Origin of the sequence: Rhodococcus sp. 27YEA6 (assembly GCF_044908235.1) — a bacterium.
In the GTDB taxonomy this organism is placed as follows: domain Bacteria; phylum Actinomycetota; class Actinomycetes; order Mycobacteriales; family Mycobacteriaceae; genus Rhodococcus_F; species Rhodococcus_F qingshengii.
Genome location: NZ_JBIYCY010000017.1, coordinates 69817 through 83065 on the forward strand (window position 1 = coordinate 69817; position 13249 = coordinate 83065).

12 protein-coding genes and 1 pseudogene are annotated in these 13249 nt (G+C 64.7%); 7 read left to right on the plus strand and 6 right to left on the minus strand.

Annotated features, from left to right (window positions below; translation table 11 throughout):
- Positions 1-15 precede the first annotated feature (15 nt).
- The 6 genes from ABH939_RS28500 to ABH939_RS28525 form a co-directional block, all read right to left on the minus strand.
- A complete protein-coding gene (locus ABH939_RS28500; RefSeq protein WP_151097049.1) occupies positions 16-1167 on the minus strand; it encodes an acetyl-CoA acetyltransferase in 1152 nt (383 codons plus the stop codon).
- Positions 1164-2192 (minus strand): acyl-CoA dehydrogenase family protein, encoded by a 1029-nt coding sequence (locus ABH939_RS28505; RefSeq protein ID WP_151097047.1) that lies wholly within the window; start codon positions 2190-2192, stop codon positions 1164-1166. The genes ABH939_RS28500 and ABH939_RS28505 overlap by 4 nt, the downstream gene beginning before the upstream one ends.
- A gap of 16 nt (positions 2193-2208) precedes the next feature.
- Positions 2209-3381 carry an acyl-CoA dehydrogenase family protein gene (locus tag ABH939_RS28510; protein WP_151097045.1) on the minus strand — a complete coding sequence of 391 codons (1173 nt, stop codon included), beginning with the start codon at positions 3379-3381 and terminating at the stop codon, positions 2209-2211.
- 91 nt (positions 3382-3472) lie between these two features.
- On the minus strand, positions 3473-4249 hold the full coding sequence (locus ABH939_RS28515) for an aldolase/citrate lyase family protein (RefSeq protein WP_151097043.1): 777 nt from the start codon (positions 4247-4249) through the stop codon (positions 3473-3475).
- Positions 4246-5073 carry a 2-oxo-hept-4-ene-1,7-dioate hydratase gene (gene hpaH / locus ABH939_RS28520; protein ID WP_042447291.1) on the minus strand — a complete coding sequence of 276 codons (828 nt, stop codon included), beginning with the start codon at positions 5071-5073 and terminating at the stop codon, positions 4246-4248. Before hpaH ends, ABH939_RS28515 begins: the two co-directional genes overlap by 4 nt.
- Entirely contained in the window at positions 5066-6025 is a 960-nt protein-coding gene (locus ABH939_RS28525) for an alpha/beta fold hydrolase (protein WP_151097041.1), read from the minus strand. Before ABH939_RS28525 ends, hpaH begins: the two co-directional genes overlap by 8 nt.
- 278 nt (positions 6026-6303) lie before the next feature.
- On the opposite strand from ABH939_RS28525, the gene ABH939_RS28530 reads away from it, so the two are divergent.
- The 7 genes and pseudogenes from ABH939_RS28530 to ABH939_RS28560 all read left to right on the plus strand — a co-directional run.
- Positions 6304-6588: a hypothetical protein gene (locus ABH939_RS28530; RefSeq protein WP_042447283.1), complete on the plus strand. Its 285-nt coding sequence runs from the start codon at positions 6304-6306 to the stop codon at positions 6586-6588.
- Entirely contained in the window at positions 6585-7751 is a 1167-nt protein-coding gene (locus tag ABH939_RS28535) for a thiolase family protein (RefSeq protein WP_151097039.1), read from the plus strand. Before ABH939_RS28530 ends, ABH939_RS28535 begins: the two co-directional genes overlap by 4 nt.
- Entirely contained in the window at positions 7748-8251 is a 504-nt protein-coding gene (locus tag ABH939_RS28540; protein ID WP_151097037.1) for a Zn-ribbon domain-containing OB-fold protein, read from the plus strand. The genes ABH939_RS28535 and ABH939_RS28540 overlap by 4 nt, the downstream gene beginning before the upstream one ends.
- The gene (locus tag ABH939_RS28545) at positions 8248-9567 is read left to right on the plus strand and encodes a Rieske 2Fe-2S domain-containing protein (protein ID WP_080726564.1); all 1320 of its coding nucleotides are present in this window, start codon (positions 8248-8250) and stop codon (positions 9565-9567) included. Before ABH939_RS28540 ends, ABH939_RS28545 begins: the two co-directional genes overlap by 4 nt.
- A 2-nt stretch (positions 9568-9569) precedes the next feature.
- Positions 9570-10094, plus strand: coding sequence for an aromatic-ring-hydroxylating dioxygenase subunit beta (locus tag ABH939_RS28550; protein ID WP_371736604.1), 525 nt, complete (start codon positions 9570-9572; stop codon positions 10092-10094).
- Positions 10095-10160: 66 nt separating this feature from the next.
- Positions 10161-11708, plus strand: coding sequence for a class I adenylate-forming enzyme family protein (locus ABH939_RS28555; protein ID WP_191908633.1), 1548 nt, complete (start codon positions 10161-10163; stop codon positions 11706-11708).
- A gap of 7 nt (positions 11709-11715) precedes the next feature.
- A pseudogene (locus ABH939_RS28560) lies at positions 11716-13239 on the plus strand (class I adenylate-forming enzyme family protein); the annotation flags it as partial.
- Positions 13240-13249: the final 10 nt, after the last annotated feature.

Consider the following 13249-nt stretch of genomic DNA (forward strand, 5'->3'; position numbering starts at 1 on the left):
GCGAGCGCGCAGCCGTCACGGTTGTTCCGATCCCAGCAGTACGGTGCCACTCGAGCAGAACCATCCGCCGGTACCGCTGACGCAGGCGATCTTCGCGTTCGGAGTCTGCCGGACACCGGACTCACCGCGAAGCTGGCGTGCCGCTTCAACGATGAGGAAGAGTCCTCGTTGACCGGGGTGGCAGGCAGACAGGCCGCCGCCGTCGGTGTTGGTCGGTAAGTCTCCGCCCAAGCGCAGTGCGCCGGATTCGACGAACTTGCCGCCTTCGCCCTTCTCGCAGAAGCCCAGGTCTTCCATCGTGAGGAGCAGCATGTAGCTGAAGGCGTCGTAGATCTCCGCGACATCGACGTCGGACGGCTTCAGACCGGCGCGCGCGAACGCGAGCGGTCCCGTTACCGAGGCCGGCCCGACCGTCATGTCGTCCCACTGGCTCGTGAGCATGTGCGATGTCGCCTCACCCGATCCGAGTACCCACACCGGGTCGGACACGAGGTCCTTCACTCGATCCTCGGAGACCAGCACCACTGCGGCGCCGCCGTCCGAGCGAATGCAGCAGTGCAGCTTGGTGAACGGGTCGGCGATCATCGGTCCCGACAGCACGTCCTCGATCGTGATGGGATCGCGGTACATCGCCTCGGGGTTGTCCGCGGCGTTGAATCGGGCCGAGACCGCGACCTCGGCGAGCTGCTCGATGGTGGTGCCGTACTGGTACATGTGCCGGCGCGCAGCCATCGCGTACTTCGAGATGAGCGTGTGACCGTAGGGTGCGTCCCACTGGAGAGGTCCGCGAGAGCCCCAGTTGATGTTGGCGCCGCGCAATCCTTTTCGAATGTCGGCGCGGGCGGTCGACCCGTAGGTCAGCAGCACGACGTCGGCGTGCCCCGCGGCGATGGCGTCGGTGGCGTGCGCGAGCATGACCTCCCACGACGCGCCTCCGACGGACGTCGAGTCGATCCAGCGCGGTTTCAGGCCCAGGTATTCACCGACGTCGGTGGGCGGCAATGTTCCCTGGCCCGTGGAGCCGAGTCCGTCGACGTCGGCGGGGGTGAGACCGGCCTCGGCGAGCGCACGTCGACTCGCCTGTGCCATGAGCTCGTACGCGTTCTTGTCGTCCACCTTGCCGCCGTCGGACAGCGCGACGCCCGCGATGGCAACCTTGCGCGTCACTGTGCCGCACCCTGCTGGAGAAGCTGTGCGAGCACATCGGTCGGTTCGCCGAACAGGTGCGCGAACACGTGTGCCCGTTTCAGCACGAGATGCGCGTTGTGTTCGTAGGTGTAGCCCATCCCGCCGTGTACCTGGATGCTGTGCGCGGCGTTGTCGATCGCGGCTCTGGCAGCAACCGACTTGGCGGACAGGATCTGAAATTCGCTGTCGTCCCGGCCCGATTGGAGTGCGATCGCGGCGAACAACGTCTGCGAGATGGACGCGTCGGCCGACACCGCCATGTCGGCGCACATGTGTTTGACGGCCTGGTTGACCCCGATGGGTTTGTCGAACTGGATCCGGGTGGCGGCATGCTCGGTCGCCATGTTCTTCGCGGCCGCAGCCAGTCCGGCGAGTGTGGCCGCCGCGAGAACCTGCGCCCTCGAGAAAATCGGATCGGTCGAAGCCGGCGCCCAGTGGGTCACGCGGCCGGAGATCACGGTCGACGTCGACAGGCGGACGGCGGGATCGATCGAGGGTACGGGTGTGATGTCCGGAAACTCGTCGATCGCGACGAGAGCGGCGCCGTGCTGGGCCACCAGGAGGACGTGTGTGGCACCGGCGCAGTCGAGCAGGTCGAACGAGCCCTTCAACCCATCCTCGCCGAAAGCTCCGTCGCCGCGCAGTTCACCGAGTCCTACCAGCGCCGAACCACTCCCGATGCGCTCGGTCAGCTCGACGTCGCCACTGTGCGCAGCGACCCGTGCGGCGAGTGTCGACGCCAGGAACGGACCGGGCGCGAGGCGCGTCGCGAGCGCAGCGAACACGAGTACCTCGTCGTCGAGCGGCCGGCCCGAGCCGCCGAAGGATTCGTCGAGGCCGAGTGTAAGCAGTCCGAGTTCGGCTCCTTCGCGCCACCGCGCCGAGTCCACCGCGCTCGGCAGCTCCGCTCGGTCGCGGATATCGGCGACAGGCAGCCGGGAGTCGATGAAATCGGTTGCAGCAGAGACTATGTCGAGCTGTTCCTCAGAGGGGAGTAGATTCATGATCGTTTCTCTCTTCTCACCGTGGGAGACCGAGGACGCGTTCCCCGATGATGTTTCGCTGGATTTCCGAGGTTCCGCCTCCGATGGACTGCGAGAACGAATACAGGTAGTTGCCCACCCACCCGTTCTTGTCCCACCGTGAGGAATCGCGGAGCGCGTCGACCCCGACGATGTCCATCGCCAGTGCGGCCACCTCTTTGCACAGATCCGCGTAGTGGAGCTTGAGTATGGACCCGCGCGGACCGGGGGTGTCGGACTTCATGTTCTCGCAGATGCCGACATAGGTCATCGCTCGCAGCGATGCCACCGATGCGCGGGCGCGAGCAAGTCGACGGGAGATCTCGTCGTCCTCGATTGCCGCTCGTCGACCGTCGGGGCCGACATGATCGCGGGCGAAGTCGATCAGGTCCTCGACCACCTTGGCCAGGCGAACCTGATTGGCGGTGAACGCGGTTCCGCGTTCGAAGGACAGGGTCGACATCGCCACGCTCCACCCGGAGCCGATCTCACCGACCACGTTGCTCAGCGGGATCCTGACGTCGTCGTAGAACACCTCGCAGAATTCCTCGCCGCCTTCGATGGTTCGAATGGGGCGAACTTCGATGCCGGGGGTGCTCATGTCGCAGATGGCCCAGGTGATGCCCTTGTGCTTGGAACCCGAGTTGTCGGTGCGAACCAGCAGTTCCTGGAAGTGGGCGCTCATCGCGAAGCTCGTCCAGATCTTCTGACCGCTCACCACGAGGGATTCGCCGTCGACGACGGCCTTCATCTTCAGCGAGGCCAGATCGGATCCGGCTTCGGGTTCGGAGAATCCCTGGCACCATATCGCCTCGCCCTTCAGGATTTTGGGAAGGTGGAATGCCTTCTGCTCCTCGCCTGCTCGAGTGATCAGCGTCGGGCCTGCGTGGCTGAGGCCGACGAAGTTGGCATCGATTCCAGGGAATCCCTGTGCCGCGTACTCCTCGTACCAGATCAGCTGTTGCAGCAATGTCAGTCCGCGGCCGCCGTACTCGGTCGGCCAGGCGATTCCGGCCCAGCCGCCCTTCCACTGCGTCTGCTGCCACGCCATGTCGTAATCGCGAATCCCCGCGTTGTCGCGCGGGCGTTCCTCGCGCGGCTTGTTCTCGACCAACCATGTACGCACCTGGTCGCGGAACTCCACCTGTTCCTTCGTGAAGTCCAAATCCATCTTTCGGGGCCTTCCGTAGCGGCGAATCACTCTCGATTCGCGGTCCGACTACATTCAAGTGTAAGTGACAGTATCGTCAGATTGAAGTGCTTTAGGAATTCTTGCCGGTTACGACGTATCGACGAGCGAGCTCGTCGCTGCCGCTGGAGAGAATCGTGACGTCGGCGCCGACGAGTACGAAGCGCGCCCCCGCGGCGATGTACCGACGCGCGAGTGTCTCGTCGAACGCGTTGACCCCCGCGACCGTTCCACACGCCGTGATGTCCGAAATAGCCCGTTCGACGGCCTCGACCACAACAGGGTCGTGTGGTCGTCCGAGGTACCCCATGGAGGCGGCGAGGTCGGCCGGTCCGATGAACACGGCGTCGACCCCCGGCGTCGATGCGATGTCCTTCAGTGCCTCGAGGCCCGCGGTCGATTCGACCTGGACGGTGAGTGAGATTCCTTCGTCGGCGGTGATGAGATAGTCAGAAGTACGGTTCCAGTGCGAGGCGCGGGCGAGGGCGCTACCGACGCCGCGGATACCGTTCGGTGGGTAGCGAGTTGCTGCGACCAGGGCTGCGGCCTCGTCGGCCGACTCGACCATCGGCACGATCAGGTTCGTCGCGCCGATGTCGAGGAGTTGCTTGATGACGACGGCGTCTCCCGACGCCGGCCGTACGAGCACCTCGATCGGGTACGGGGCCACGGCCTGCAGCTGAGCCAGAGTAGAGCGGAGGTCGTTGGGAACGTGCTCTTGGTCGAGCATCAACCAGTCGAGCCCCGACCCTGCACAGATCTCGGCCGTGTAGCTGTTGCCCGAGGCGACCCACATGCCGAACTGTGCCGTGCCGGCGGACAGGAGCTCCCGCCAGCTGTTGGCCGTCATGTTCGGTCCAGCGGTTCGAAGTAGACCGACACGGTGCCGAGCGGACCGTAGTCGGCGACGAAGGTGTCACCGGGTTCGGCGAACACCGGCTTGGTGAACGAGCCGGCCAGAATGATCTCACCTGCCTGCAGCGCGACGTCGTGCGGAGCGAGCCGGTTGGCCAACCACGCGACTCCGTTCGCGGGATGTCCCAACACGGCAGCTGCAAGTCCCGACTCCTCGATGGAGGCGTTGCGCAGCAGCAGTGCGCCGACCCAGCGAAGATCGACGTCGTGTGGTCGAACGACGTTGCCGCCGAGGACGATTCCGGCGTCGGCGGCATTGTCGGAGATGGTGTCCACGATCGTCCGCAGGTGCCCGGTATCCGGATCGCTCATCTGCACGCGGGCGTCGAGAATTTCCAGAGCAGGTGTCACGTACTCGCTGGCACGCAGCACGTCGTACAGCGTTACGCCGGGGCCCTTCAACGTCTCGCCCAGAACGAACGCGAGTTCCACCTCGACGCGCGGCCGGATGAACCGGTTCGCCGGCACCGTACCGCCGTCGTCGAAGAACATGTCGTCGAACAGCGCACCGTAATCGGGTTCCGAGATCGACACCGCGCGCTGCATCACCTTGGACGTGAGCCCGATCTTGCGGCCACGCACAGTGCGACCGTCGGCGATCTTGAGCTCGACGAGCGCGCGCTGCACGGCATAGGCGTCGTCGATCGTCATGTCCGGATACTGAAGAGACAGTTGGCGAATCGGAGTTCGGGTTCTCTCCGCTTCGTAGAGTCGGGATGCGGCGTCGGCGACGGCGCCCGCGTCCAACGTCTCACTCATCGGTGGCGTCCCGGTCGGATGCGTGAGTGCTGACGGCGGTACCTCGACCGAGGAATTCCAACGCTGCCGGGTTGAAGCTCGCCGGATCCTCGAAGTGCGGCCAGTGGCGCACCTCTGTCATTTCGAAGATCTCCGATTCGGGAATCAGCCGGGCGACCGTGCGCGCGGTGCTCTGGTATTCGCCGTGGTCCTTGCCGGATGCGACGATCATCGTCGGCGCGGCGATGGTCGCCCATTTGTCCTCGGGGATCAGGTTGCGGTCGCGTGCATCGGCGTCCTGCAGGATCAACAGGTGTTCGATCGAGGTGCGGGTGTCCTCGCGCCGGTAGATTGCCTGCCGGAGGGCGATAAGGTCGGGGAGGCGACGCGATTCATCGGCGATGAGGTGTTCGAAGACCCTGTGAATAGATTCCCAGGTGGGGTTCTCGACTGCCGTGGTCCGCTCGGCGCGGATGCGAGCCATGTTCGACGCCGTCGCGACGAGGCCGGCGGGCGACATCAGGATCAGCTTGTCGACGCGGGAGGGATGCTCGACCGCCACCGCGGCGGAGACCCACGCGCCCAGCGACATTCCGATCAAGTGGGACTTCGAAATACCGAATAAGTCGAGCACGGCCAGGATCTGGCGTACGTAGACGGCGATCTCGTAGTCGTAGTCCGGCTTGTCGGAGAATCCGTTGCCGACGAGATCGATTGCGATGCAATGGTAATGCTCACTGAACGCGGACAGGTTCGGGGCGAACGTCTCCCAGTGTCCACCGGTGCCGTGCAGCAGGATCACGTGCGGCTTGTCCGGAGAACCGGCCTCGACGTATCGGGTGCGAACGCCGTCGACGTCCAGGAAACCCTGGCGGAACTCCAGCTCGCGCAGATAGCCCCAGATGCTCTGGTAGTTCTCGTTCCCAACCTCGGTGTCGGGTGTCGTCGGAGAGTCGATCGTGGTCTCTGTCATCGGGAGCCTTCCGTGTTGCCGAGTTCGCCGTCGGTGATGATCGTAATCTGACGCTCTGTACCTGTTCAGTGCTATCTATTCATAGTGTGCATCTTCATGCGACGTCAATCTACAGCTTTGAACAGGGAATAATTGGACCAGCCTGACCTAGTTCGGTCGATCGCAGCCATTGTTTCTGACACTCGCATACGATATGACTATGAAGGTAGCTGGTCCGATCGGCTCGTCGTTCCATCGAGCGCGTCGACCACCAGCAGTCAGAGAAAGAGTTGAGGTCAATGTCTGACGAAGTAACGGATCGACGCACTCCCAAGAGGCGGGAGGTCGCTCATCTGTCCAACGAATTCGCGGTCGTCCGTATCTCGGTCGACGACACGGGCAACGGTCCGCGTTTGCTGGTCGAGGACGCCGAGACCGGGGACCACATCTTCCTGTCGCCGCTCGAGTTGGCGAGCCTGTGCCTCGCGACGCCGGAAGATCGCCAGGAGTGGATCAGGGTGGGCAACTACCGCGACGAGCGAAGGGATCGCTCGCTCGGTCCCGTCAGGAGCACCAAGCCATGACCGTTGCGTCCACGACGACCCCGGCCATAGTGGGGCTCGGCATGACCGAGATGTCACTGCGGCCCGGGTCGTCGCCGCTCGAGCTCGCGGGTGAGGCCACACGTGCTGCGGTCGCCGATGCCGGACTGGAACTGCACGACGTCGATGGGCTGCTCGTCGGCTCGTCGCAGGGAATTCGGCCTGATCGACTCGGTGTCGCGTTCGCGGCGCAGGGTGGGTTCGGTGATCTGCGACTGCTCGAGCACATCGAGATCAAGGGCGCTACGACCATCGCGATGATCCAGCACGCGCGTGCCGCGGTGGCGTCGTCCGCCGCGCGAGCAGTCGTGTGTGTGTTCGCCGACGCTCCTCTCGTGGCAGGCAGGGCAGCCGGCTCGGCCTACGCGCAGAGTGGCGGCCAGAGCGGCACTCGCGGACTGGAACGCGCGTCGGGTGTCCTGGGCTCGGTCCCGACCTATGCGCTGCTGACCAACCGATGGATGCACACCAATGGCGGAACGCCGGACGATCTTCGCGCCGTCGCCACGAGCACTCGCGCATGGGCACAGCGCAACCCGCACGCCGTTGTGCGCGCTCCGCTCGACAGCGACGAGTACTACGCGAGCCCGATGATCTCCGAACCGCTGCGCCGACTCGACTGCGCGCGGCCGGTCAACGGTGCCGTCGCGGTCGTGATCACCGCGGACCCCGGCGTCGGAACGGGCCCGAGGGTCGCGATTCGCGGTGCCGGGCGCGAGCATCCAGTTCGTCATCGGCGAGCCGGCCGTGAGTCGTGGTTCGGCGGCGGCGCTCGCGCTGTCGAGGATGCACTGACGGAAGCCGGGATGACCCGCGACGACCTCGACACCGCTCAGCTCTACGACCCCTTCTCGATCGTGACGCTGATGCTGCTCGAGGAGTACGGCCTCACCCGCGGCGTTCGTGCAGGCGATTTCGTCCGGTCCGGAGAGACCGGCCTCGGTGGCGTGCTGCCGACCAACACCGGCGGCGGTCAGCTGTCCGGGTTCTACCTCCAGGGCATGACGCCGTTGTCCGAAGCTCTCGTCCAACTGCGAGGAGCGGGCGGCGATCGTCAGGTGGACGGCGCCCGAACGGCACTCGTCGGCGGAATCGGCGGTCGCGTAGATCACCATGCGGCACTCGTTCTCGAGCGTGCGGCATGACAGTGATCACCGACAATCGAACCGACTGGCTGCTCGCCCCGTCGCTGGCGCCGACCGTCGACGGCGATCCGCTGCAGCCGCTGTACGACGGCGCCGCCCGCGGCGAACTCATGCTGCCGTTCTGCTCGAGGTGCGACGCCCCGGTCGATCTCGACCAGCAGGTCTGTGACCGGTGCGGATCGTTTGAAACGGACTGGCGTGCAACCGAGCTCGCCGGAACCGTTCATTCGGCCACGCTCATGCATCGGCTCGAACCCGGACTGGTCGCGACCACCGAGCCCTATCCTATCGTCGACGTCGAACTACGCGGCGGCCACCGCCTGATCATGACGACCGTCGATGTCGCCTCGGCCGCACCTCGCATCGGGGACACCGTCTCCGTCGGGTTCCGGCACCTGGGCGGGGTTGCACTGCCCGCCGCATGCATCGAATCCAACTCTGCCCAAACCGAACCTGCATCATTTGATCCCGCTTCATCGGACACGGAGGCCCGCTCATGACCACACTCGAACCCGCGTTGGCCCACACGCCGCCACAGACCGCCGACGGCAACTCGGACGCGTTCGACGTCGCCGACGTCGTTCAAGGCGACCGCGTGCACGGCTCGGTGTACACCTCACCCGAGATATTCAAGCGTGAGATGGACACCATCTTCCGCACCGGCTGGGTGTATGTCGCACACGAGAGCGAGGTAAGCGAGGAGGGGGACTATCTCACCCGGGTGATCGGACACGATCCCGTCGTCGTCGTGCGCGGCAAGGACGACATCGTGCGCGTCCTGCTCAACCGTTGCTCGCACCGCGCCAACAAGCTCTGCAACGCGGAGTCCGGCAACGCCAGCAACTTCCGCTGCCCGTACCACGGCTGGACGTTCTCGAACGACGGTTCGCTCGCCGCGGTGCCGATGCGAAACGGCTACGGCGACGCCTTCAACAAAGTGCGCTCGGAACTAGGCATGGCCGAGGCTCCCCGCGTCGACAGCTACGGCGGATTCATCTTCGCGTCGCTGTCGGCGGATGGCGTGTCACTGAAGGAGCATCTCGGCGGCGCGACGCGTGCCATCGATCGAGTGCTCGACCTGTCGCCCACCGGCACTATCGATCTACGCTCGAACTGGATGAAGCATCTGCACCACGCGAACTGGAAGATGGTGGTGGAGAACAACGTCGACGGCTATCACGCGCTGTTCACCCACGCCTCGGTGTACGACGCCATCAAGCCCGCGAAGGTCTCGCACATTCCGTCCAAGGTCGAGGTCGTCGTCCGTGACATCGGTGACGGACACTCGGAGATCGACTACTCGGCCGAGTATCGCAAACTCGACGAGGAGTTCGTCTGGTACGGCCGTACCCCCAGGGAGAAGTTACCGGAATACGTTGCGGCGCTGGAGAAAGCGCACGGCGTCGAGAAGGCCCACGACGCGCTCGTCGTCGGGCCGGCGCATACACTGATCTGGCCCAATCTTTTCCTTGCCGAGATGAACGTCATGTACGTCGAACCGATCGACGTCGACCGCACCGTCGCGTACACCACCGCGGTGATCATCCCCGGCCAGGACAAGCTCAACGAGCGCACCCTGCGGCGTTCCGAAGGTGCGATGGGCCCGGCCGGATTCCTCATCGCCGACGACGGCGAGATCGGCATGCGCAATCAGGCCGGTCTCGCGGCCCAGGATCCCGAGTGGCTTCGCCTCTCACGCGGCCTCGAAACCGACGTGACCGACGAGACCGGAATCGTCAACTACGACAAGAGTGCGGAAACACCGCAGCGCGGATTCTACCGGCAGTGGGCATCCGTTGTGGGACAGGAGAAGTGACCGTGACAATCACTGAGAATATCGCCGGCGCGGCAGATGTCGCGAATACGTTGACCCCGTTGCCCGCCCCAGATACAGACGTCGCCGGATTCCTGTATCTAGAATCGCGGTTGGCCGATGAGGGCAGGTACTCCGAATGGGAGTTGCTGTGGGCCGACGACGCACTGTACTGGGTGCCCATGCATCCGGACACCGATCCGAAGACGCAGCTGTCGTACATCTACGACAACCGACGACGCATCAAGTCCCGTGTTGCGCAGCTCAACACCGGCAACCGGCATTCGCAGACACCGCCGTCGGTGATGCGCAGAATGTTGAGCAACATGGAGGTTCTCGGCACCACCGCCGACACCGTGACGGTGGGATCGAACTTCGCGGTGTTCGAGTACCGCTACACACAACGCATCTGGGCCGGCCGAGTTGTCCACACGGTGCGCCGCACCGACAAAGGATTCGAACTCGTCGCCAAGACCGTGCATCTCGTGGGCGCCGGTGGTCCGCTGGACACCCTTGCCTTCCTGATCTGAGAACGACGTGCTGCGACCGATACGCGAAGGTGCGAGTCACCTTCCCGAGAACATATGCGAGGAATTGTGCTGGTAGGCGACATCTCACGGAACAACGCGCGGAGATACCCCGACAAGACCGCCGTGGTCGAGGGTGGCACCACCCACACGTGGGCGGCGGTGGATCTTCGAGCCGATCAGTTGGCTCGCTACCTGCTGAGCGCAGGGCTGAACAAGGGCGACCGCGTCCTGGTGATCGCTCGAAACTGTGTCGAGTGGCCGGAGGCGACGTTCGCCCTCGCCAAGGCAGGCTTGGTCGCGGTGCCGGTCAACATCCGTCTCGCTCCGGACGAATTGGCGCACGTACGTGACGATTCGGGTGCGCGTGCAGTCATCGTGCACACCGATCAACTCGAACGATTCGGCGGCGAACTCGTGAATCTCGACGTGCTGGTGCGCATCGGATCGGGCGGCGACACGTCGGTAGGCGTCGAATACGAATCGGTACTCGACCAGGGCCAGAAAACGGCTCTGCCGACGATCGAACCGGACGATGTGCTCTTCATCCTCTACACAAGCGGAACCACTGGGCGCTCGAAAGGCGTTGTAAACACGCATCGTTCGCTGCTCGCGCAGGCGGTGGACACCAACCTGGTCACCGAGGGCAACCGGTCCGACGTCTTCCTGGCCACCACCCCGTTTTTCACCGCGGGCGGCATGGTGCGCACGGTCTCGTGGACCTACCTCGGTCAGACGATGGTGATCCACAAGAAGTTCGACCCGCAGTCGGTCATCGACGAGATAGAGCGAAGCGGCGTCACGTTCACTACGTTCATTCCCACCATGCTGCAGCGGACGCTGCGCATTCTCGAAGACGGCCCAGCACGCGACATGTCGAGTCTTCGCCGGATCAGCTACGGCTCGTCGCCGGTGCCTCCCGGTCTTGCGCGCAAGGCCATGGATCTGCTCGGTTGCGACCTGCAGCAGCGGTACGGTCTGACCGAATGCGGTGGTCAGGCAACGATTCTCACTCCACAGGATCACCGCGACATGGTAAATGGCAAGACCTCGATCCTCACGTCGTGCGGGCAGGAGACACCGATGGTGTCGATTCGCATCGTCGACGCCGACGGTGCCGAGCTGCCTGCGGGTGAGATCGGCGAGATCGTCATCGAGTCCGACGCCAACGCCACCGGATACTGGAATCGTGCCGAGCAGACGGCGGAGGCCTTCCGCCCCACCGGGCTCTGGTCGGGTGACCTCGGATTCCTCGACGAGGAGCGCTATCTGCACATCACGGGACGCAAGACCGACATGATCATTTCGGGTGGGTTCAACGTCTACCCGGCGGAGATCGAGCGCGTGATCGGTCATCACAGCGCCGTGGAGATGGTTGCCGTGGTCGGTGTATCGGATCCCGAGTGGGGCGAGACGCCCATCGCGGTCGTCGTTCCTCGCGGCGAGATCGACACCGACGCCGTCACAGCCGAGCTCACCGCGCTGTGCCGAGCCGAACTGGCCGGCTACAAGCAGCCGCGACGCTTCGTGTTCCGTACCGAATTCCCGCTGGGCCCGGCAGGCAAGATCCTCAAGCGGGTCATCGCCGACGACCTTCGCGCAGTGGCGGCGGAATAGCCGCGCCATGACCGAACTGACCGACAGCGTGGCCCAACGTTCACGCGATGAGATCCTGGATGCGACTACGGTCTGGCAACTGGTTGCCGATCGAGCCGAGCTCGCACCCGACGCCGAATTCGCAGTGGACGAGCACGATTCGCGGTTCACGTTCGGCGCGTTCCGTGAATTGTCCGACCGGATAGCTGCCACGCTGCATGCGCGCGGTGTCCGGACGGGTGACGTGGTGTCGTGGCAGATGCCGAGCACCGTACAGACGATGGCGATGTCGGTGGCTCTGTCGCGGCTCGGCGCTGTGCAGAACCCCGTCATCCCGATGCTGCGTGATGCCGACGTCGAGTTCATCACTACTCAGGTAGGTGCGTCCCTGTTGGTAGTTCCGCGTGAGTATCGCGGTTACGACCACGGCGCCATGGCCGAGCGAGTCCAGGTTTCGTTGCCTGGTCTCGATGTGCTCGTCGTCGAGCAGGACTTCGAGTTGGGTGACCCCGCCGACCTGCCCGCGCCGAGCACCCGAGGCGCCGACGCCATCGACTGGATCTTCTACACGTCGGGCACCACGGCCGCGCCGAAGGGCGTCAAGCACACCGACCGTGGACTGATCGCCGCAGCCAGGACTTTCGTCACAAACCTCGAGGTGACGTCCGACGATCGGTGTGCCGCGTTCGTCCCCATCGCGCACGTGGGCGGGATCGCGCACGTACTGCACGCATTCCTGGTCGGTCATTCGCTCATCGTGAGCGCCGTGTTCGATCCGGAGCGAAACGCCGATCAGCTCATCGAGGAGCGGGCCACACTCGTGGGATCGGGACTGCCCTTCACCAACGAGTACCTGCGGCTGTCCCGGGAACGCGGGATCACGCCGCTGTTCCCGCATTCGCGCGCCACACTCGGTGGTGGATCGGGTAGGCCCGCGAGCCTGAGTGCCGACGCGCGTGACAGGCTCGGCGGCGTCGGCATCATCTCGGGGTACGGGATGACCGAGTGCCCCTACATCACGTGGGGAACTCCGCACGACACCGATGCGCAGCATGCCGAGTGCGAAGGCATTCCGGGAACGGGCGGCGAGGTTCGCATCGTCTGCGACGGCGAACGCGAAGCCGACACAGGCGAAATCGGGGAGATTCGGGTACGGGGTCCGCAGCTGTTCCGTGGATACGTCGACGACTCCCTCGACGCGGGGGCACTCGACGACCATGGATACTTCCGCAGCGGCGACCTCGGGTTCCTCGACACCGATGGACGTCTCGCGGTGACGGGCCGAATCAAGGACATCATCGTGCGCAAGATGGAGAACATCTCGGCGCGCGAAGTGGAAGAGACACTGATCGGCGATCCGATGATCGCGGATCTCACCGTCATCGGGCTGCCCGACGCCGTCTCCGGTGAGCGGGTGTGCGCGGTGGTCGTCCCGACCGATGCGGGCAACGTCCCCACGCTCCACTCGATTCGACAGTTTCTTCGCACCACGGCGCTGAACACCCGCAAGTTCCCCGAACAAGTGGAGGTGGTGGACGCGATTCCGCGTAACCCGCTGGGCA